Raw genomic sequence first — 19,051 nt, forward strand, 5'->3', positions numbered from 1 at the left:
TTTATCTCAGTTCTTTTACTTCGTCAGCGGTCAGGTAGCGGATCTCGCGGTTGCCGAGGGTAAATATCAGCCGTGCGGTCTCTTCCAGTTCCTCGGTATTGTTGGTGGCTTCGCGCAGCGATGAGCCAGTAACCACCGGTCCGTGGTTGGCCAGTAAAAAGGCGTTATAGCGGGGCGCCAGCCCGGCCAGCGCCTGGGCAATACGGTCATCGCCCGGCCGGTAGTAGGGAACCACCGGGACGTCGCCGACGCGCATCACCACATAGGGGGTAAAGGGGCGGATACAGTTGTGCGGATCGAGCCCCTGCAGGCAGGAGAGCGCGGTCAGATAGTGGCTGTGCAAGTGGACGATCGCCTTGCAGGCCGGGTTGTGCAAATAGACCGCCCGGTGAAAAGTGACCTCTTTCGACGGTTTGTCGCCGGAGATCCATTCCCCTTGCAGCGTCACCACCGACAACCGCTGAGCCTGCAGTTCGCCGAGGCAGGCGCCGGTCGGCGTCGCCAGCAGGTTGCCGTCCGGCAGCAGCAGCGACAGATTGCCAGCGGAGCCGGTGGCATAGCCGCGGCTAAATAACGAGGCGCCAATCTGCACCATTTCCTCTCGCAGTTGTTGCTCAGTCATGACGAAACTCCTGCTGGGCACGGGCAAAGAACTGGATATCGCCGAAGTTACCTGACTTCAGCGCCAGGGAGAGCGGCTGGCGGGTGTCACGCACCCAGGGCACGCCAGGGGAGATGGTCGGCCCAATATGGAACGCCTCAACCCCCAGGGTCTGCGCCACAATGCTCGACGTTTCCCCTCCGGCCACAATAAAGCGGGTAAATCCTTTCGCCTTCAGGGCGGCGGCAAGAGCGGCAAACAGCTGTTCCACCCGTTCGCTGCTGGCCTTGTCGCCATACTGCGCCTGGATCCGCTGCAGCGTTTGCGGCTCGGTGGTGGCATAGATCATCGGCGCCAGCGGCGCATCGCGCTGCGCGTCCACCCAGTCAGTCAGCGTCCTGACGTAGCTCTCCAGATCGGTAAAGCAGGCGCTTAAGTCGACGGCGCGGGCGGGGGCCTGTTGACGATAGGCCGCCACCTGGCTGTTGGTCATCACCGAGCAGGAGCCCGAGAGCACCACCGCCGGGCCGACTAGCGGCATGCCGGCCTGAGCGCTTTCACCCCGGGCGCCATGGCGCTGCGCCCAGTCGCGGGCGAGGCCGATGGCGAGGCCGGAACCGCCGGAGACCAGCTTCATCTCCCGCAGCGCCACGCCCTGGGTGAGCAGATCCTGTTCACTGAGGGCGTCGAGCACCACATAGCGCACCGCCGGATCGTTGACTGCCGCCAGCGCGGCGGCGACCGCCTCCGGCCCCCGGGCGACAATCGGCCAGGCAATCAGCGCGGCTTTTCCGCGCCCCTGGCGCTCAATTAAGCGGCCCAGGTGCGCATCCTCCATCGGCGTCACCGGATGGTGGCGCATCCCGGACTCATTCAGCAGTTGCTCGCCGACGAACAGATATCCCTGATAGACCGTGCGGCCGTTAACCGGCAGCGCCGGGGAAATCACCGTCCGCGTCTCACCCAGCTCGGCCAGCAGGGCATCCAGCACCGGGCCAATGTTGCCCTGCGCGGTGCTGTCGAAAGTGGAACAGTACTTGAAATAAAACTGCTGACAGCCCTGGGCCTGGAGCCAGCTCAGGGCCGCCAGCGACTGGCTGACGGCCATTTCCGCCGGGCAGGAGCGGGTTTTCAGGCTGATGACCACCGCCTCGCTGGTCAGCGGAAGATCGCGGGTCGGCACGCCATTCAGTTGCACCGTCGGCATGCCGTTGCGCACGAGGAAGCTGGCAATATCCGTGGCGCCGGTGAAGTCATCGGCAATGACACCAAGCTGCATGTTGTCTCTCCTCACTGTTTATGGCCCGGCAGGGTGATGCCGTTGAAAATCTTGATCACCGCGCTGTCATCTTCCCGACCGAATCCGGCATTACTGGCGGAGGTGAACATATTCAGCGCGGTGGTAGCGAGCGGCAGCGGGAAGGTCAGCGCCCGGGCAGTGTCATTCACCAGCCCGAGATCTTTGACAAAAATATCGACAGCGGATTTTGGCGAGTAATCGCCATCCAGGACGTGCTGCATGCGATTCTCAAACATCCAGGAATTACCCGCCGCGTGGGTGACCACGTCATACATCGTCTCCAGTGGGATCCCGGCGCGGGCGGCAAGCGCCATCGCTTCGGCGGCAACGGCGATGTGCACCCCGGCCAGCAGCTGATGGATAATTTTTACCGTCGAGCCAAGACCAATGTCGCTCCCGATGCGGTAGGCTTTGCCGGCCACGGCGTCCAGCACCGGCGCGAGGCGGGCAAAGGCGGCATCGCTCCCGGAGGCCATCACCGTCATGTCGCCGGCGGCCGCTTTCACGGCGCCGCCCGATACCGGCGCGTCGAGCATCAATAGCTGGTACTCCGCCAGCGCCTCGGCAATGGCCTGAGCATCGGCGGAGGCGATGGTGGACGACACCATCACGACAGTGCCCGGCTTCAGATGGGCGGCGAGGCCGCTCTCGCCGAACAGGATCCCCCGCACCTGGGCGGCATTGACCACCAGCAGCACAACTGCATCCAGTTCCGCGGCGAACGGCACCGCGCTGGGGCCCGCGCCTTTGGCGCCCGCCGCCAGCAGTGCGCGACAGTTGTCGGGATTGATGTCAACGCCCCAGGTGTTCAGGCCCGCCTGCAGGCAGGCGCGGGCGGCGCCCATGCCCATTGAACCCAGTCCAATCACGCAGACGTTAGTGTGTGCAGCCATGCTGGTCTCCTTGTGAACATTAGTTAATTAATGTGATTTAATGATAGAATAAAGCGTTATCATGTGAATTTATGTGAGAGTTATCACGAATAACCCACATGAATATAAAAAATTCACAGGCGGAAAGAGGCTGCACAACGGCGATTCTTGCCCTAAAATAGCCTAAAAACAGCGGCAAAGCGCGATAACAACACCGGGTGTCGCCAGGGCCGTAGCCTGGGTGGTGACGCCTGGTGTGAAAAAATGGTAAGGGGAGAGCGGTGATTCCAATAGAACGACATCAGCGTATTTTAGCCCTGGTGGAGCAGCGTGGGGCGGTAAGCATTAACGAGCTGACGGAGATCCTCGGCGTGTCCCATATGACCATCCGTCGGGACGTTAGTAAACTGGAGGAGCAGGGGCTGCTGGTCAGCGTCTCGGGCGGCGTGCGCGCCGTCAGCCGGCTGGCCGCGGAACCCAGTCATCTGGTGAAAAGCACGCTGCAGAGTGAGGAGAAACAGGCGATCGGCGCGCTGGCGGCGAGTCATATCGCCAAAAACAGTTGCATTTATCTGGATGCCGGGACTACCACCCTGGCGCTGGCGCGGGCGATCCTCGACCGGAACGATCTCCAGGTGGTCACCAATGATTTTGAGATAACCCAGCTGCTGATCGATGCCAGCCAGTGCGGCGTGATCCACACCGGCGGCACTCTGTGCCGGGAGAACCGCTCCTGCGTGGGCGAATCGGCGGCGCGTACGTTACGCCACCTGGCTATCGATACGGCCTTTATCTCCGCCAGCGGCTGGGACAGTCGCGGGATTTTCACCCCTGATGAGAACAAGGTTACCGTCAAGGAGACCGTCAGCCAGGTCAGCGCGAGAAGCATCCTGCTGTGCGACAGTTCGAAATACAATCAGGTGGCCACGTTCATGGCGTTACCTTTGACCCGGTTCACCACCATCATTACCGACCGGCATCTTTCCGATGCCGCCGCCAGTCATATCGCCCGGCACGCCTGCGAGGTGCTACGGGCCGGATAACGCGCGCGGCCACCGCCGGGTTAGCGTTGCCAGTGCTCGATCAGCGCCGCGCCGATCCCGGCGATTTGCTGATTTCGCTCGGCCATACTCGCCGGCGTATCCCGCAGATAAATCACCACAATGCGCTCTGCTTTGTTATTCGGGCCAAGCAGGGCGACAATCCCGCGCGCACCCCGTTCGCCAGCTCCGGTCTTATCGGCGATAAACCAGCCCGCCGGCAGCACGGAGCGGATCAACGGTCCGGCGACCCGATCGTCCACCATCCACTGCAGCAGCTGCCGTTGCGAACGGGCGCTCAGACGCTGGCTGGTCAGCAGCTTGCGCAGGGTCGCGGCCATGCTGGCCGGGGTAGTGGTGTCGCGGGCGTCGCCGGGAAGCGCCTCATTCAGTTCCGTTTCCCAGCGGTCAAGGCGGGTGACGTTGTCGCCGATCTGGCGCAAAAAGGCAGTCAATCCTGCGGGGCCGCCGACGGTGGCCAGCAGCAGATTGGCGGCGCTGTTATCGCTCATGGTAATGGCGGCGGCGCAGAGTTCGCCGACCGTCATGCCGTCGGCAAGATGTTTTTCGCTGACCGGCGAGTAGTCCACCAGATCCTGCTGGCGATAGTGGATCTTTCGCTCCAGCTGTTCGTCACCGGCATCCACCCGCGCCAGCACTGCGCCGCAGAGCACTACTTTAAAGGTGCTCATCATGGGAAAGCGTTCATCGGCGCGCCAGGCGGTCAGCGTGCGGCCGCTGGCCAGATCCATTTCTATCATGCCTACGCGGCCCGACAGCTGGCTTTCGCTTTGTTTAATTTGCTCAAGCGGCTGCGGGCTGGCGTGTACCGCCAGCGGCAGGGTGGCTAACAGGGAGATAATACACAGGCGAATATAACGCATAACCACAATACATCCTTGAGTGAGGGCCGATAAAGGCGAGTAAAGAAGCGACAAATAAGAATAACCCGGCGTTTTGCTGATTCACAATTCCTCTTTTTTCCTTCATCATTTGTCATCTTTTATTTCGAATAATCAATATCTAGCCCTGCCTAAGCACGCTATTTTTTGACTCAAGGCCGTGATGAACTATAAGAAAGTACTAAATACCGCACTCTGTCGGGCGTCGCTGTTTGCCGATCATCACGCCCGCCGGTCCCTGCGGTTCGCCAACGCTATATGCCATCCCGGGAGGAACTGGTGCACCCGATAATTAAGGTCATGCTGGTGGGCGGTAAGGCGGACGGGCTGTTGGTCAGCGTCGCCGATGACGCGACCGAGGTCTCGGTGACGCCTGCGCAGTACGGTGCGCTATCCGGGCAACCGTTGAGCTACCGAATTGTTAGCCAAACCATTGACGATGAACGCTATTTTTTTTGGCGTTTTCAGCGACGCCCATCAGGATAGCGATAAGCTGACGCGGGTCGCCCTGACCCGTGGAATGAAAAAAAAGTTCTGTTAAACCCTGCCCGAAAGGGGGCGTAAGAGGGTATGCCGGGCGCCGCTGTGCTACTGTGGCAGCCTTCTATTTCCAGGGCCGGACGCATAATGATTCAGTACATTCGTATTCAAAATTTTCGCTCAGTGAAGGATATCGCGCTGGAGCTCGGGCCGCTGAACATTGTCTTCGGCCCTAACGGCTGCGGTAAATCCAATATTTATAACGCCATCCACCTGCTGACCGCTGCCGCTGAGGGCAGGCTTTCGGGGTTTATCAGCGAAGAGGGCGGTCTGGAGAATATGATGTGGTCCGGGGAGCGTTCGCCCCTCGATCGTCACCCCCGCCGGCTGCAAATCGCCTGCCGGACCGACAGCTTCGATTATGAGCTGCAGATAGGCTTCCCTGAAAAATTGCCCTATCCGACGCAATTCATGCTCGATCCTATCGTTAAAGAAGAGAATATCTGGCTGGCCGGCTACTCCCGCCGGCCTTCCTCCCGCGTACTGCAGCGCAAGAATCAGGCGGCGTTTCTCGTCGATGTCACCGGGGAGAAAAGTACTTTCACCGAGAGTATTTATGAAAATGAGTCGGTGTTCGGTCAGCTTGGCGAGCCGCACCGTTTCCCCGAAGTATCGCGAGTGCGGGAGACCTTGCGCCGTTGGCGGTTTTATCATGAATTCGCGATTGGCCGTCATTCGCCGCTGCGTCAGCCGGCCGTGGGTTACCGTTCGCCAGTCCTCGACAGCGATGGCCAGAATCTCGCCGCCGCCTTTCAGACCATTGTCGAGATCGGCGCGGAGGAGATTTTGCATGAAATCCTTGCCGACGCCTTTCCCGGCTGCCAGTTTTATTGTGAAAACGAGCACTCGCGTTTCGCTCTGAAAATGCGTCGCGAAGGGATCCGCCGCCCGCTGCTGGCGGCGGAGATGTCCGACGGTACGCTGCGCTTTTTGTGCCTCGCCGTCGCGCTGCTCAGTCCACGCCCGCCGGCGTTTCTGGCGATCAATGAACCGGAGAACAGCCTGCATCGCGACATGTTGCCCGCGCTGGCCCGGCTGATTATCGAGGCCTCGCGCTACAGCCAGATCTGGCTGACCAGCCACTCGGCGGAGCTGGCGGAGCTTATCGCCGCCGGGGCGCCTTGTCAGCGCTATGCGCTGGAGAATCGCGGCGGGGAGACGCGGATTGTCGAGTGAAGCCCGTCATCCCTGACGGGGGCGCTGGAGTCAGGCGGGGCTCTGCGTCTCTGCGGTCGGCAGCAGACGGTTGCCGCCGCGTAGGGTGACGAACGAGAGCAGGGTGAAGCTCAGGGTTATGCAGCCGAGGATCAGATAGGCCTGATGGAAGCCGACGGTGTCGTACATCCGGCCCACCCAGGCGGAAAGCACCACCCCGGACAACTGTTTTGACAGATTAAAACCGATCAGGAACAGGGTGGCCGAGAGGCGCGGGTTAAAGGCGGAAGAGATATATTTAAAAGTTCCCACCAGCAGGAAGGGGATCTCAAACATATGCAGCATCTTGAGGATCACCACCTCGACTGCCGATGAGGCGAAGGACGACCCGAGAATACGCACCGACATGATCATCCCCGCGGTCAGCAGGGCGTTTTTGGCGCCGATGCGGTTAACGATGGCCGGCGCGCAGAACATGATCAGCGCGTTGAGCAACTCGCCGCCGGTGGTGACGAAGCCAAACACTTCGGTACCGCGCTGCGGACTGGCGAAAAAGCTTTTGAAAAAGTTGGCGAACTGCTGGTCAAACACGTCGTAGACGCTGGCGACACCCACCACATAGACGATAAAGCCCCAGAAGCGCGGCATACGCAGCAGCTCTGCCGCCGTACGCAGCGAAAAGGCCTGGCGATTGGCGCCCAGCGCCTCGATAACCTGGGCGCTGTTGCTGCTTTCCGGCCGCGACAGCCAGAGCAGCAGACCGAGCACCAGCGCAAAGCCGGAGGCGATCCAGAAGGTGATATTGGGATCGATGCTGAACAGCACGCCGGTTATCGAGGCGCATAGCGCCCAGCCGACGCAGCCTGCGACCCGCACTTTGCCATATTCAAAGCGGTTGGCCCGGCTGACGCGTTCGATATAAGCTTCCACCGCCCCGGAGCCGCTGGAGAAAACAATCCCCAGGTAGATCCCGCCTACCAGCGAACCAGCGATAATATTCATCTGCAGCAGCGGAGAGAAAACGAAAATAAAGAATGGCGCGAACAGAATTAACAATACCGTAATGGTCCACAGCAGATGTTTGCGCAGGCCGAGCTTATCCGACATCAGGCCGAACACCGGCTGAAAAATAATGGCGAATAACGAGATAGACGAGAAAACGATCCCGGTTTCCGTTTTAGTTAAATGGTTAACGTCCGCCAGCCACACCGGAAAAACGGGAAGTAGGCCGACATAATGAAATAGTAAAAGAAAAAGAACAGCAGGAAATAGACGAAATTATGCCGTTCTCGTGGCGCCAGTTCTGAGAATTTCATCACCATGATCCCTTGTTATTCTGTTTGTGGGGTGGGGGCTGTCGCCCCCACGGATTAAAAGCAACGCAATGAGACCTCGTACTGCCAGCGCGTTTGGCTCAGGAGCCACTGCGGCAGCACGCTGGGGGTCCAGGAGTCATCGCCTCCCACCCCCATATGCAGGCCGTCGAGGGTGATCCACACGCCGTCTTCGGCCTGCATCTTGTGCCAGTGGTCGGTCTCCATCAGCTGACGGGTGCTCCATGGCTGAACGGAGAAGTGGAAATGACCGCTGATGTGCCAGCGCCCCCAGTCCAGCGCCTGGGTATCACAGCGCAGGCCGTTTTCCGTCGGGAAGATGTAGGGGGTGGTCATCGCCGCCAGCGGCTGCTCCCAGCGGGCGAAGCAGGCGCTGCTCCGCCGGTCGGGGTAGTTCTCATGCGGCCCCAGACCCAGCCAGCTCACCGGCGCCTGCTGATCCGCCACCTGGAAGTGCAGCCCGACCCGCGGCAGCGGCGGCAGGGTTTCCGCCTGTTCGCCGTCCACTGCCAACCGCAGGGTTCCGTCAGCAGTGAAGTGCATGCGCCAGTGGCTGACAATCACTACCTCTTCGCCGCGCAGGTAGTGCCAGCGGCAGTCGACGAGGGTTTCATTTGCCAGGCGCTGCGCATCGCACTGGACGCAGTGCGCCTCAAGATCGTACAGGCCGGCGCTTTTCCAGCGCTCCACCCAGGCGTTGGGGTCGATACGCTCTACTTCGCTGACCCCGATGTCGTTGTCGAGCGGCGCGCGAATAAACTGGTCACGCAGGGGGGTCAACAGCTGCTCCTGACCGCCAACCGACCAGCGGCTCAGCAGACCCGTCCGGCGATCGATGGTCCAGCATTGCGAACCGGCGCGGATCTGCCAGACCTCATCGCTGACGATAAGATCCGGAGCGCCGGCAGACACGGTGGGCGCCGGCAGCGCCAGCGGGGCGGGCAGGGGAAACTGTTGCCAGGCGACGCGGTGCTCCGCTTCTGACCAGGCGGTCGCCTGGGGCTGGGTCACCTCCAGCGTCAGCCACACCGCGCGGGCGCCTTCAGGCAGGATCAGGCTATCGAGCAGCGTTATCTCGTCGCTGCCCTCAGGGGGCAGCGCCAGGGTCAGGTCGCCGTGATACAGGGGTTCACCGGCCGCCTGCACCTGCCAGCGCAGCACTTCGTTATCGGTTGGGCGGAACAGGTATTCGCTGATGATGCGCACCCGCAGCGGCGAGGTCGACAGCAGCGTGAACTGAAAATACTGCTGGGCGTGCTTCGCCTCCACCAGCGACGGATGCGGCGTGCGATCGGGAAACACCAGACCGTTCATACAGAACTGGCGATCGTTAGGCTTATCACCAAAGTCGCCGCCATAGGCCCAGCCGACGCTGCCGTCGGCAAAGGTTTTGCGGATCGCCTGGTCGGCCCAGTCCCAGATAAACCCGCCCTGCAGCCGGGGATACTCGCGAAAGGCCTGCCAGTAATCGGCGAAGTTGCCGAGGCTGTTGCCCATCGCGTGGGCGTACTCGCAAAGGATCAGCGGCCTCTGCTCACCGGGCAGGCTGATCCATTTTTTGATCCCCCATTTGGGTACCGCCGGGATCGGCTGGTCGCGTTCGACGCGGGCGTACATCGGACAGATAATATCGGTGGCGGTGGTATCCGCGCCGCCGCCCTCGTACTGCACCGGACGGCTCGGATCGTTGCGTTCAGCCAGTGGTACAGCGCTTCGTGGTTGCCGCCGCCGCCGGACTCGTTGCCCAGCGACCAGATGATAATGCACGGATGGTTGCGGTTGCTCTGTACCATCCGGGTGACGCGGGCGCTGAAGGCTGGTAGCCACGCCGGATCGTCGGACAGCCGATTCATCGGCACCATCCCGTGGGTTTCAATATTGGCTTCATCGACCACGTACAGACCGTAGCGGTTGCAGAGTTCATACCAGCGCGGCGCGTTGGGATAGTGCGAGCAGCGCACGGCGTTAAAGTTGTTCTGCTTCATCAACAGAATGTCCTGCACCATATCCGCCTCGGTGACCACCTGCCCGCGCAAATGATGATGCTCATGGCGGTTAACGCCGCGGATCAGCAGCGGTTTACCGTTGAGACGCAGCAGGCCATCGGCAATCTCGATGCGGCGAAAACCGATGTCCCACGCTTCGGCCTCCAGCAGTTCGTCGCCGCGCCACAGGGTGACCACGGCGCGATAACAGTTCGGGGTTTCCGCGCTCCAGTGCGCCGGCGTCGCCACCGCCAGGGAGAAATCGACCCGTTCCGCGTAGTGGCCGCGCTCATCCACCGTCGGGGTACCTAACGGCTGCCGCCCGGCGGCGATCTGCTCCTCGCCGCGCCACAGGCTAACCCCGACGCTAAGCCCGGCAAGCGCCGCCTCAGTCGCTTCGACGGTCGCCTGGACCTGCAGAGTGCCGTCGCGATAGAGGGCGTCAAGGGCTGGCGTCAACTGCACGTCGCATAGCCGTTGCTGCGGCTTATTCAGCAGCCATACCGAGCGGAAAATACCGCTCATCCGCCACATATCCTGGTCTTCCAGCCAGCTGCCGGCGCTCCAGCGCATGACCATCACGCACAGGCGGTTGTCGCCCGGACGCAGAAAGGGGCTGAGATCGAACGCCGCCGGCAGGCGACTGTCCTGCGAATAGCCGACCCACACGCCATTGCACCACAGATGAAACGCCGAGTTGACGCCATCGAAAATAATCTGCGTTTGCCCGTTCTCGCGCCATGTGTCCTCAACCGTAAAGTGCAGGGAGTAGCAGCCGGTCGGGTTATCCTCCGGCACCCGCGGTGGGGTGGTGTCGATGGGATAGCGGACGTTGGTGTAGATCGGCGCGTCATAGCCCTCCATCTGCCAGTTGGAAGGCACAGGCGTGCCGCGGCAGTCCGGTAGATCCTGCGTCAACCACTGCGCATCGACGGCAAACGGGCTGCGGGCGTAAGAGAACTGCCACTCGCCGTCCAGTTGACGGCGGCGGGATGAAGGTAGGTTATCGCGGGCGGCAAGCTCATCGCGCCAGCTGGCGAAAACGGGATGCGCTGGCAGGCGGTTAAGGTGGGTAATGGTCTGGTTCTGCCAGTCTTCACGGGCGAGGACGGCGTGAAAGTCAGGAGTGTGGCTGCGGCCGGTATCGCTAATTTGCATATTAAACCCCGGTAAGTCAGAAATTGTCGTTCGCTAAACAGGATGGTTAACGTTATCGGGTAATTTGTTTTGTCCAGCAATCTCGGGGGAATCGAAATTAACAGACGATCACGAAAGCGGGGGAGAAGCGCTGTTTTTTGTCGCGCGTTAAACATAAAATGTTAGCGCACGACATTGTTATTGCTGAGGAGAAAAGATGCCGCGTCGTACCGCAACCCTGGAGGATGTCGCCCGCGCCGCGGGCGTGTCCCAGCAGACGGTCTCCCGGGTGCTGAACCGTCCTGAGGTGGTGTCAGCCCGCACCCGCGAGCAGGTGATCCGCGCGATGCAGGCGCTGCACTATGTGCCTAACCGCTCGGCGCAGCTGCTTGCCGGCAAAGCGGCGCCCTCCATCGGGCTGATTACCGCCTCGCTGACGCTGCACGCCCCCTCGCAGATCGCCGCCGCGATAAAGAGCCATGCCAGCCTGCATCAGCTGGAAGTGGCGATAGCGATGCCGGCGCAGGCCGATTTTGTCGCGCTGCAGGCCCGGCTGGACGAGCTGCGCGCCCAGCATATTCGCGGGGTGATCGTCAGTCTGCCGCTGGAGAGCGCCACTGCCGAGCGGCTGGTGCAAGACAATCCGGATATGGCCTGCCTGTTTCTCGATGTCTCCCCGGAGGCCGATGTCTGCTGCGTGCGCTTCGACCACCGCGATGGCTGCGGGGCCTGCGTGCGCCACCTGTGGGAGCTGGGGCATCGCGAATTTGGTCTGCTGGCGGGACCGGAAAGTTCGGTTTCCGCCCGTCTGCGTCTCGCCAGCTGGCGCGAGGCGTTGCACTGTCTGAATATTGCCCGCTCTACTACGGTGTTTGGCGACTGGAGCGCCGCCAGCGGTTGGCAGAAAACTTTCGAGCTCCTCCACCTGCAGCCGCGGATCAGCGCCATAGTGGTGGCAAACGATCAGATGGCGCTCGGCGTGCTCAGCGCGCTGGCCCAGCTCAATCGCAGCGGCAGCCAGGCGGTATCGGTGACCGGCTACGATGACACCGCCGACAGCCTTTACTTCCAGCCGCCGCTCACCACGGTGGCGCAGGACTTCGATCTGTTGGGCAAAAGGGCGGTGGAGCGGCTGATTGCCCTGATGGCGGCCCCGCAGCTGCGGATCCGCGAGCTGCTGCCGACCCGGCTCATCGTGCGCCAGTCGGCCTGGCCTGTCGCCGCCGCGGAGGACCGGCAGCAGACCCTGGCGCAGCTGAAAGCGCTGGTGGAGAAGCTTTAGCTGCTGGTCGTTGAGGCTTTATTGAAGTTGAGCATGCTAACTTCGGCAGCAAACGTAGAGAGGTAAAGCTTATCTGTCTGCGAAAAATGCAAAACACAATCTATCCATGCAAGCATTGATTTACCGCCAGTCATATGGCGGTTTTTTTTGCCCCTTCCACCCTGTACCGACTGCTTCAGTCCGGCTTTCCATCTGGCATATCCTGCCGCGGCATGCTAGATCTTGCTTCCGGGAGACGACGGGAGACAAGGTCATGATGGTGATTGAGGGTAAAGAGGCGATCGTGCGGGTGGACTGGCAGCGAGTGCGAACGATCATCGCCGAGGCCGGGCTGAATGAGCGTGATGTTCAGCAACTGGAGCAGGCGTTCCGCCAGAGCACCTTCTGCTGGTTTGGCTATGAGAACGGTCAGCTGATTGCCGTGGCGCGAGCCATCAGCGACTGCACCTGGAGCAGCTATCTGGCGGATGTGGCGATCGTCCCCGCTCGTCAGGGACAGGGCTACGGGCAACAGCTGATGCTGGCCATCCGGGAGCAACTCCTGCCCTTTGGCAAAATATTTATCTATGCGGTGGCCGATAAAATTACGTTTTATCAGCGCTTTGGCTTTGCCATGTTGACTACCGGCATGGTCTGCGCCAGCGAGGAAGGCATGCAGAAAATGCAGGAGCAGGGCTATATCCGTCAGCCCTGAAAGGTGACGCTTAGAAACGCCTGGCTTAAACGTGTAAACCAGGCGCAGGCTGTCAGAGGGGGCGTTCGAGCACGAAAAGATACGCTTCCCGCGACCAGAACAGGGCGGTACGGCGGCGCTCCACCGACATGGTTTTCACTTCCCATCCCTCACGGGTATAGCTGCTGAGAAACTGGCTCATTTTGTCAGGGTCGGCCTTGGCTTCGCCAAAAAACAGACTGCCCAGCAGCCCCTCTTTATAGATCACTACCCGACACTCTTTCTTCATCATCGACCCTCCTGGCGACCGGTTTACTGTGGCCGTCTATTGTCCGTGGCTGCGACGATTTTGCAATCGGAGAAGGCGTAAACTGTTTACGGTACTGCAGCGGGCTGAGCGCGAAGTGCTGGCGAAAATGGTGGCGCAGGGTGCCGGCGCTGGCAAACCCGCAGCGCTCAGCGATCTGATCGATGCCCATCGTGCTCTCCGTCAGGTGCTGGCGGGCGCGCAGCAGTCGTTCCTCCAGCAGCCAGCGGGCGGGCGTTTTACCGGTGGCCTCCTCAAAGCGGCGCAAAAAGGTGCGCGTCCCCATGCCGGCGCGCTGGGCGAGGGAAGCGACGGTATGGCTGGCGGCAAGATGCTGGTGCAGATAGTCAAACAGCTGACCGAGGCGCAGGCTCTCCCGGCTGCGGGCTACCGGGCGCAGGACCTGCTGCGCCTGACCGCCGTCGCGATGGGGAGAGACGACCAGGCGGCGGGCGACGACGTTGGCGGCTTCGCTGCCGAAATCTTCACGCACCAGATGCAGACAAAGGTCGATCCCCGCCGCGCTGCCGGCGGAAGTCATCAGCAAAGCATCGCCCACGTAAAGGACGTCCTCCACCACCTGGATCTGCGGAAAACGGGACTGCAGCGCCGCGGTGTAGCGCCAGTGGGTTGTCGCCTGGCGGCCATTGAGCAGCCCGGCGGCGGCGAGAACGAACACCCCGGAACAGATAGAAATAATCCGACATCCGCGGGCGTGGGCGGAAGCCAGCGCGGCGCACAGCGCCTCGGGGACCGGGGCGTCGACGCCGCGCCAGCCGGGGACCACGATCGTATCCGCCTGGGCGAGAAGTTCAGGACCGCCGTCGGTCATCAGGCGGATGCCGCCGGTAGCGCACAGCGGCCCTTCATCGACGGCGGCGACGGCGAACTGGTACCAGTTGTCGCCCATTTCCGGGCGCGGCAGGCCGAAGATCTCCACGGCTACGCCAAACTCAAAGGTGCACAGGCCATCGTAGGCGAGGGCGATCACCTGATGACGTGACGGTGTCACAGAAGGGGTTGTCAGAATGTTAGCGTTTTCTGTCATGGTTGTCGGCAGATCAGGGTGATGGGCGTCAGTAAAGTAGTGTTATCACAGACAAGGAGAAGACGCCATGAGTGTAGTAACCCAATTTCCCCCTGCCACCTCCGCTGAGGCTATCCGCTGGTTCAGCCATAAGCTGCATCTTGAGACCGACTGCGCCGATGTGCACAGCGCCCAGCGTGCCGGCGAGGTCGACTTCGTCCTGCTGCACGTGGTCGGCAGCGAGGAAGCTTTCGCCAGACGTCACCTGCCAGGCGCGCAGCATCTCCCGCACAGCCAGATCACCGCCGAGCGAATGGCGGCCTGGCCGGCGGAGACCCTCTTTGTGGTCTACTGCGCCGGGCCGCACTGCAACGGTGCTGACGTTGCCGCGCTGAAGCTGGCCGAGCTGGGGCGGCCGGTGAAAATGATGCTCGGCGGACTCACCGGCTGGGAAGATGAGGGCTATGCGTTTGTTTCCGGTAAATGAAAATTTTTCATGTACCATGAAATATTCTCGTTTGCGACCCACCACTCTGCATGCCAGTATCTGGACATATAGCCATCCAGAAGTCTAAAAATTCAAATACCTAAATTCCACGTGTGTTTTTTATTAGCTTCAAAAATCACTATTTCACGAAGAATTTAGACTGCTTCTCACACATTGTAACATTATTTACAACCACCTTTCAATCATTTTTGATAAATCATTGATTTCATCTTTGCTGCAATGATACTTAATAAACTCTGCAAGTTATCCACAGAGCAACACTCAATTTTATTGATGATATTCTTATTATACCAGACATTTTTCATACACTCCCTTGTACGGATAGTTTTCCGACAACTTCATGATTACATATCTTGCGGTTTTGATTATTTTTGCTGCAAGAAATACATACTTCAAACGAAAGGTCTTTATTTGCTGTCTGTATTCTGAAGAGTCCAAGGAATCAAACTTGAACAACAAAAATAGGTTATATGAAAGCATCATCATTTGAAACACGGCTTCATTCGCCCAAAATGACTTTAGCAAGAGATGACCCACCGCCATGTCGTATTTGGCTTCTTTGATATAGTTTTCAGCATTACCACGCTTTTCATAGTATATAACTACTTTTTCAGAAAGCAAGGTAGTATTTGTTACAAAGAAAAAGTAGTCGTATTCGGAACCTTCTAAAAGTGATAATTGTGCTCTTTCTTTTTCTGGTTTCAGTACGCGAGATACGACAAATCTTCTGTCTTTTTCCCATTTAACTAATTTTGTATACAGTTCTGTAGTTTCTCTACCTTCTTCTCCTTTAACGAATACAATTGATGAATTCGTTGCTTGTGAGGTGAGTGTAGAATAACTTTTGGCTTTAATTAAATATTTGCATCCAAGAGATTCTATCGTTTCGATAATTTTTTCATCAAAGTAGCCACTATCCATTCGAAATAAAATTTCTAAATCGTCTGATTTGATGTTAGCAACAATTTCTTTGATCATTTCCGCAGCACCGTTTGCAGTGTAAGTATTGCCACTTCTTACAAATCCGGTAACATATGCTTTTAATTCGTCGCAAAATGCAAATTGGATATTGTAGCATCGGTTTCCCAGTTTCTTAGGATTATATCCTTTTGACGCACCTTCTTGATGACCTTCTACGTTAATTACACTACTATCAATATCAATCGTAATGGATGTCAATTTACTTTTAGTGAGCAGTTTTTTAAAGACTTTAAAATTAATGTCTCTAAACATTTGGGTTGTCTTGAAGTTGAAGTTTCCTAGAAACCGTGACACTGTTTCAGGTTCTTTTACGGAAATATCAAACTCGTTGACGAGGGGATCATTTTGAAGTAGCTTTAGACGTTCTAACTTATCAATGCCAATGAAGTGACCGCAGAGCATGGTCTTTATATGATTCATCTTGATTTTATTTGTTGAGTCATTATCAAATACGAGGTCATTTTCAATAAAATCAAAAATCCCATTGCTTTTTGCATTCTCAAGGAGCAGAAAAAGACCTGCATTTGATGTTAGATTCTTAGCTTTGAAATCAATTTTATTAATCATAATTAGAACCCCTTTTTACTACTTTTCTTACTATTATTTTACCATATATCGAGTCATAAAAGCTGATAATTTAACATATTTTTGAGCACTTTTCTTTCACCCAATGGGTGAAAGCTGAATTTCGAAGGAATGCATATTTATCAAGGCTTTGATTATGCTTTTTGAAGTACTGACGTAGAATCTAGGAAATAATGAACTATCACGGTGGGCAACTAACGCGCCCACCGCTAAGGAGACAGCATGCAACGTCAACAGGCCCCGTTCCGCGCAGACATCGTCGGCAGTTTTTTGCGCCCGGACAGCATTAAACAGGCGCGTCAGCAGCTGGCTGAGGGGATTATCGACGCCGCTCAGCTACGCGAGATTGAGAATAACGCGATCCGTCATCTGGTTCAGCAGCAATGCGACTGCGGCCTGCATGTGGTCACCGACGGTGAGTTTCGTCGCGCATGGTGGCATTTCGATTTCTTCGATGGCCTGCAGGGCGTTGAACGTTACGATGCCGAGCAGGGGATCCAGTTCAACGGCGTGCAGACCAAAGCGCACGGCGTTCGCGTCACCGGCAAGCTGGCATTTGGCGACCACCCGATGCTGGAGGATTTCCGCTATCTGAAAAGCATCAGCGGCGACGCGCAGCCGAAGATGACCATTCCCAGCCCGAGCGTGCTGCACTTCCGCGGCGGGCGGAAAGATATCGATGCCACGGTCTACCCGGATCTTAGCGACTACTTCGACGATTTGGCCACCACCTGGCGCGACGCCATCCGCGCGTTTTATGACGCCGGCTGCCGCTATCTGCAGCTGGACGATACCGTGTGGGCCTATCTGTGCTCCGATGCCCAGCGCCAGCAGGTACGCGAGCGCGGCGAGGATCCGGATGCGCTGGCGCGCATTTATGCCCGGGTGCTGAACCAGGCGCTGGAAGGTAAGCCGGCCGATCTGACGGTGGGCCTGCACGTCTGTCGGGGTAACTTCCGTTCAACCTGGATCTCGGAAGGCGGTTACGAGCCGGTGGCCGAGGTGCTGTTTGGCGGCGTCAATGTCGATGCTTTCTTCCTGGAGTACGACAACGACCGCTCCGGGGATTTCGCGCCGCTGCGCTTTATTCGTCCCGGCCATCAGCAGGTGGTCCTCGGGCTGATCACCACCAAAAACGGCGAGCTGGAGAATCCGCAGGGGGTAAAAGCGCGACTCGCCGAGGCCGCGCAGTACGTGCCGCTCGAGCAGATCTGCCTCAGCCCGCAGTGCGGTTTCGCCTCCACTGAAGAGGGGAATGCCCTCAGCGAAGACCAGCAATGGCAAAAGGTCCGTCTGGTGACCTCCATCGCCGCCGACGTCTGGTAATTGCTTTCTTAGCGCAGCGTTGCACCGTGATGAGGCAACGCTGCCATCCTCTTCGCCACTATCGCCCACCTGCGCCGCATCCTGCTGTTTTCACAACCTGGCACCTTTTTTGCCTTATCACCTCTGGTTAGCTGTTAATTCTTTATTTTTTGCGCTACTCAGGAGTGAATCATGCAACGTAGAACGTTATTAAAAGCTTTTGCACTCTCCGCCTCTGTTATGGCTATAGGTCTCTCCTTTCAGGCCTATGCCGCCGACACCATCAAAGTCGGGATCATGCATTCGCTCTCCGGGACGATGGCGATTTCCGAAACGCCGCTGAAAGACGTCGCGCTGATGGCCATCGACGACATCAACGCCAAAGGCGGGGTGCTGGGCAAGAAACTGGAGCCGGTGGTGGTCGACCCGGCCTCCAACTGGCCGCTGTTTGCCGAGAAGGCGCGCCAGCTGCTGGCCCAGGATAAAGTGGCGGTGGTGTTTGGCTGCTGGACGTCGGTCTCGCGTAAATCGGTCCTGCCGGTGTTTGAGGAACTGAACGGCCTGCTGTTCTACCCGGTGCAGTACGAAGGGGAAGAGATGTCCCCCAACGTCTTCTATACCGGCGCGGCGCCTAACCAGCAGGCTATCCCGGCGGTGGAATACCTGCTGAGCGAGGACGGCGGCGGCGCTAAACGTTTCTTTCTGCTGGGGACGGACTACGTCTATCCGCGCACCACCAACAAGATCCTCCGCGCCTTCCTGCATGCCAAAGGGATCCAGGACAAAGATATCGAGGAGGTCTACACCCCGTTCGGCTACAGCGATTACCAGACCATCGTCGCCAATATCAAAAAATTCGCCGCCGGTGGCAAAACGGCAGTGGTCTCCACCATCAATGGCGATTCCAACGTACCGTTCTACAAAGAGCTGGCTAACCAGGGTCTGAAAGCGACCGATGTACCGGTGGTGGCCTTCTCGGTGGGGGAAGAGGAGCTGCGCGGCATCGATACCAAACCGCTGGTCGGCAACCTCGCGGCATGGAACTACTTTGAATCCGTCGATAATCCGACCAACAAAGCCTTTGTCGCCGATTATCGCGCGTATGCCAAAGCGCACAAGCTGCCGAATGCCGATACGGTGGTAACCAACGATCCGATGGAAGCGACCTGGGTGGGTCTGCATATGTGGGCGCAGGCGGTGACCAAAGCGGGCACCACCGATGTCGATAAAGTGCGCGAGGCGATGGCCGGGCAGACCTTCAACGCGCCGTCCGGTTTTACCCTGACCATGGATGCCACTAACCATCATCTGCATAAGCCGGTGATGATCGGTGAAATTGAAGGCAACGGCCAGTTCAACGTGGTCTGGCAGACCGATAAACCCGTTCGCGCGCAGCCGTGGAGTCCGTGGATCCCCGGTAACGATAAGAAACCTGACCATCCGGTGAAAACCGTCAGCCAGTAAGCGCCACGGCCGGCGGGGCTGGAGCATAGCGCCCGTCGGCCGCTGACCAGAGG

At 58.6% G+C, this 19,051-nt stretch carries 21 protein-coding genes and 1 other annotated feature; of the genes, 8 read left to right on the forward strand and 13 right to left on the reverse strand.

Going from position 1 to position 19,051, the window contains the following annotated elements; genetic code table 11:
• Position 1: 1 nt before the first annotated feature.
• Genes KPHS_25180 through KPHS_25200 form a run of 3 tightly spaced genes read right to left on the reverse strand, consistent with a single transcriptional unit; the run spans position 2 to position 2,794 of the window.
• Positions 2-622: a putative aldolase gene (locus tag KPHS_25180; protein YP_005226818.1), complete on the reverse strand. Its 621-nt coding sequence runs from the start codon at positions 620-622 to the stop codon at positions 2-4.
• Positions 615-1,880 carry a ygbK domain protein gene (locus KPHS_25190; RefSeq protein ID YP_005226819.1) on the reverse strand — a complete coding sequence of 422 codons (1,266 nt, stop codon included), beginning with the start codon at positions 1,878-1,880 and terminating at the stop codon, positions 615-617. The genes KPHS_25180 and KPHS_25190 overlap by 8 nt, the downstream gene beginning before the upstream one ends.
• A gap of 11 nt (positions 1,881-1,891) precedes the next feature.
• Positions 1,892-2,794 (reverse strand): putative dehydrogenase, encoded by a 903-nt coding sequence (locus tag KPHS_25200; protein YP_005226820.1) that lies wholly within the window; start codon positions 2,792-2,794, stop codon positions 1,892-1,894.
• 260 nt (positions 2,795-3,054) lie between these two features.
• On the opposite strand from KPHS_25200, the gene KPHS_25210 reads away from it, so the two are divergent.
• Entirely contained in the window at positions 3,055-3,816 is a 762-nt protein-coding gene (locus tag KPHS_25210) for a DeoR family transcriptional regulator (RefSeq protein ID YP_005226821.1), read from the forward strand.
• Positions 3,817-3,836: 20 nt separating this feature from the next.
• Here the strand turns inward: KPHS_25210 and KPHS_25220 are convergent, their stop codons facing one another.
• Positions 3,837-4,697: a beta-lactamase SHV-11 gene (locus tag KPHS_25220; protein ID YP_005226822.1), complete on the reverse strand. Its 861-nt coding sequence runs from the start codon at positions 4,695-4,697 to the stop codon at positions 3,837-3,839.
• A 297-nt stretch (positions 4,698-4,994) separates the two neighbouring features.
• On the opposite strand from KPHS_25220, the gene KPHS_25230 reads away from it, so the two are divergent.
• Both KPHS_25230 and KPHS_25240 read left to right on the forward strand, forming a co-directional pair.
• Positions 4,995-5,201 carry a putative K+ transporting ATPase, KdpC subunit gene (locus KPHS_25230; RefSeq protein ID YP_005226823.1) on the forward strand — a complete coding sequence of 69 codons (207 nt, stop codon included), beginning with the start codon at positions 4,995-4,997 and terminating at the stop codon, positions 5,199-5,201.
• A 141-nt stretch (positions 5,202-5,342) separates the two neighbouring features.
• A complete protein-coding gene (locus KPHS_25240; RefSeq protein ID YP_005226824.1) occupies positions 5,343-6,431 on the forward strand; it encodes a putative RecF protein in 1,089 nt (362 codons plus the stop codon).
• 30 nt (positions 6,432-6,461) lie between these two features.
• On the opposite strand, the gene KPHS_25250 is transcribed toward KPHS_25240, so the two are convergent.
• The 4 genes from KPHS_25250 to KPHS_25280 form a co-directional block, all read right to left on the reverse strand.
• The gene (locus tag KPHS_25250; RefSeq protein YP_005226825.1) at positions 6,462-7,619 is read right to left on the reverse strand and encodes a putative proton/sugar symporter, LacY; all 1,158 of its coding nucleotides are present in this window, start codon (positions 7,617-7,619) and stop codon (positions 6,462-6,464) included.
• The gene (locus tag KPHS_25260; RefSeq protein ID YP_005226826.1) at positions 7,592-7,726 is read right to left on the reverse strand and encodes an MFS transporter; all 135 of its coding nucleotides are present in this window, start codon (positions 7,724-7,726) and stop codon (positions 7,592-7,594) included. Before KPHS_25260 ends, KPHS_25250 begins: the two co-directional genes overlap by 28 nt.
• Positions 7,727-7,780: 54 nt before the next feature.
• Complete coding sequence (locus KPHS_25270; protein YP_005226827.1) at positions 7,781-9,241, reverse strand: beta-D-galactosidase; 1,461 nt, start codon at positions 9,239-9,241, stop codon at positions 7,781-7,783.
• Positions 7,781-10,887: a sequence feature (potential frameshift: common BLAST hit: gi|238894637|ref|YP_002919371.1| beta-D-galactosidase), on the reverse strand. (Overlaps the previous gene by 1,461 nt.)
• Positions 9,265-10,887, reverse strand: a complete 1,623-nt coding sequence (locus tag KPHS_25280) for a beta-D-galactosidase (RefSeq protein ID YP_005226828.1) — start codon at positions 10,885-10,887, stop codon at positions 9,265-9,267. Its footprint overlaps the feature before it by 1,623 nt.
• 196 nt (positions 10,888-11,083) lie before the next feature.
• On the opposite strand from KPHS_25280, the gene KPHS_25290 reads away from it, so the two are divergent.
• Positions 11,084-12,148 carry a lac repressor gene (locus KPHS_25290; protein ID YP_005226829.1) on the forward strand — a complete coding sequence of 355 codons (1,065 nt, stop codon included), beginning with the start codon at positions 11,084-11,086 and terminating at the stop codon, positions 12,146-12,148.
• On the opposite strand, the gene KPHS_25300 is transcribed toward KPHS_25290, so the two are convergent.
• The gene (locus tag KPHS_25300) at positions 12,145-12,264 is read right to left on the reverse strand and encodes a hypothetical protein (RefSeq protein ID YP_005226830.1); all 120 of its coding nucleotides are present in this window, start codon (positions 12,262-12,264) and stop codon (positions 12,145-12,147) included. The two genes, KPHS_25290 and KPHS_25300, sit on opposite strands and share 4 nt — an antisense overlap.
• 137 nt (positions 12,265-12,401) lie before the next feature.
• On the opposite strand from KPHS_25300, the gene KPHS_25310 reads away from it, so the two are divergent.
• The gene (locus KPHS_25310; protein YP_005226831.1) at positions 12,402-12,842 is read left to right on the forward strand and encodes a GNAT family N-acetyltransferase; all 441 of its coding nucleotides are present in this window, start codon (positions 12,402-12,404) and stop codon (positions 12,840-12,842) included.
• Between the two features lie 52 nt (positions 12,843-12,894).
• On the opposite strand, the gene KPHS_25320 is transcribed toward KPHS_25310, so the two are convergent.
• On the reverse strand, positions 12,895-13,110 hold the full coding sequence (locus tag KPHS_25320; protein ID YP_005226832.1) for a DUF4177 domain-containing protein: 216 nt from the start codon (positions 13,108-13,110) through the stop codon (positions 12,895-12,897).
• The gene (locus KPHS_25330; protein YP_005226833.1) at positions 13,079-14,176 is read right to left on the reverse strand and encodes a transcriptional activator FtrA; all 1,098 of its coding nucleotides are present in this window, start codon (positions 14,174-14,176) and stop codon (positions 13,079-13,081) included. Before KPHS_25330 ends, KPHS_25320 begins: the two co-directional genes overlap by 32 nt.
• A 67-nt stretch (positions 14,177-14,243) precedes the next feature.
• Between KPHS_25330 and KPHS_25340 the strand changes: the two genes are divergently transcribed.
• Positions 14,244-14,642 carry a rhodanese gene (locus KPHS_25340; RefSeq protein ID YP_005226834.1) on the forward strand — a complete coding sequence of 133 codons (399 nt, stop codon included), beginning with the start codon at positions 14,244-14,246 and terminating at the stop codon, positions 14,640-14,642.
• 203 nt (positions 14,643-14,845) lie between these two features.
• Here the strand turns inward: KPHS_25340 and KPHS_25350 are convergent, their stop codons facing one another.
• Together KPHS_25350 and KPHS_25360 are read right to left on the reverse strand one after the other, a co-directional pair.
• A complete protein-coding gene (locus KPHS_25350; RefSeq protein YP_005226835.1) occupies positions 14,846-14,968 on the reverse strand; it encodes a hypothetical protein in 123 nt (40 codons plus the stop codon).
• A complete protein-coding gene (locus KPHS_25360; protein YP_005226836.1) occupies positions 14,949-16,211 on the reverse strand; it encodes a transposase in 1,263 nt (420 codons plus the stop codon). The genes KPHS_25350 and KPHS_25360 overlap by 20 nt, the downstream gene beginning before the upstream one ends.
• 240 nt (positions 16,212-16,451) lie before the next feature.
• Between KPHS_25360 and KPHS_25370 the strand changes: the two genes are divergently transcribed.
• Together KPHS_25370 and KPHS_25380 are read left to right on the forward strand one after the other, a co-directional pair.
• Complete coding sequence (locus tag KPHS_25370; protein ID YP_005226837.1) at positions 16,452-17,555, forward strand: 5-methyltetrahydropteroyltriglutamate/homocysteine S-methyltransferase; 1,104 nt, start codon at positions 16,452-16,454, stop codon at positions 17,553-17,555.
• Between the two features lie 171 nt (positions 17,556-17,726).
• Positions 17,727-18,998: an urea ABC transporter, urea binding protein gene (locus KPHS_25380; protein YP_005226838.1), complete on the forward strand. Its 1,272-nt coding sequence runs from the start codon at positions 17,727-17,729 to the stop codon at positions 18,996-18,998.
• Positions 18,999-19,051: the final 53 nt, after the last annotated feature.

It is taken from the genome of Klebsiella pneumoniae subsp. pneumoniae HS11286 (assembly GCF_000240185.1).
GTDB lineage: Bacteria > Pseudomonadota > Gammaproteobacteria > Enterobacterales > Enterobacteriaceae > Klebsiella > Klebsiella pneumoniae.

Excerpts from the sequence above, each read along its gene's own strand:
- KPHS_25180 (YP_005226818.1), bottom strand. The coding sequence starts at position 622 with ATGACTGAGCAACAACTGCGAGAGGAAATGGTGCAGATTGGCGCCTCG.
- KPHS_25190 (YP_005226819.1), bottom strand. The coding sequence starts at position 1,880 with ATGCAGCTTGGTGTCATTGCCGATGACTTCACCGGCGCCACGGATATT.
- KPHS_25200 (YP_005226820.1), bottom strand. The coding sequence starts at position 2,794 with ATGGCTGCACACACTAACGTCTGCGTGATTGGACTGGGTTCAATGGGC.
- KPHS_25220 (YP_005226822.1), bottom strand. The coding sequence starts at position 4,697 with ATGCGTTATATTCGCCTGTGTATTATCTCCCTGTTAGCCACCCTGCCG.
- KPHS_25240 (YP_005226824.1), top strand. The coding sequence starts at position 5,343 with ATGATTCAGTACATTCGTATTCAAAATTTTCGCTCAGTGAAGGATATC.
- KPHS_25260 (YP_005226826.1), bottom strand. The coding sequence starts at position 7,726 with ATGAAATTCTCAGAACTGGCGCCACGAGAACGGCATAATTTCGTCTAT.
- KPHS_25270 (YP_005226827.1), bottom strand. The coding sequence starts at position 9,241 with ATGGGCAACAGCCTCGGCAACTTCGCCGATTACTGGCAGGCCTTTCGC.
- KPHS_25280 (YP_005226828.1), bottom strand. The coding sequence starts at position 10,887 with ATGCAAATTAGCGATACCGGCCGCAGCCACACTCCTGACTTTCACGCC.
- KPHS_25290 (YP_005226829.1), top strand. The coding sequence starts at position 11,084 with ATGCCGCGTCGTACCGCAACCCTGGAGGATGTCGCCCGCGCCGCGGGC.
- KPHS_25300 (YP_005226830.1), bottom strand. The coding sequence starts at position 12,264 with ATGCTTGCATGGATAGATTGTGTTTTGCATTTTTCGCAGACAGATAAG.
- KPHS_25310 (YP_005226831.1), top strand. The coding sequence starts at position 12,402 with ATGATGGTGATTGAGGGTAAAGAGGCGATCGTGCGGGTGGACTGGCAG.
- KPHS_25320 (YP_005226832.1), bottom strand. The coding sequence starts at position 13,110 with ATGAAGAAAGAGTGTCGGGTAGTGATCTATAAAGAGGGGCTGCTGGGC.
- KPHS_25330 (YP_005226833.1), bottom strand. The coding sequence starts at position 14,176 with ATGACAGAAAACGCTAACATTCTGACAACCCCTTCTGTGACACCGTCA.
- KPHS_25340 (YP_005226834.1), top strand. The coding sequence starts at position 14,244 with ATGAGTGTAGTAACCCAATTTCCCCCTGCCACCTCCGCTGAGGCTATC.
- KPHS_25350 (YP_005226835.1), bottom strand. The coding sequence starts at position 14,968 with ATGAAAAATGTCTGGTATAATAAGAATATCATCAATAAAATTGAGTGT.
- KPHS_25360 (YP_005226836.1), bottom strand. The coding sequence starts at position 16,211 with ATGATTAATAAAATTGATTTCAAAGCTAAGAATCTAACATCAAATGCA.
- KPHS_25370 (YP_005226837.1), top strand. The coding sequence starts at position 16,452 with ATGCAACGTCAACAGGCCCCGTTCCGCGCAGACATCGTCGGCAGTTTT.
- KPHS_25380 (YP_005226838.1), top strand. The coding sequence starts at position 17,727 with ATGCAACGTAGAACGTTATTAAAAGCTTTTGCACTCTCCGCCTCTGTT.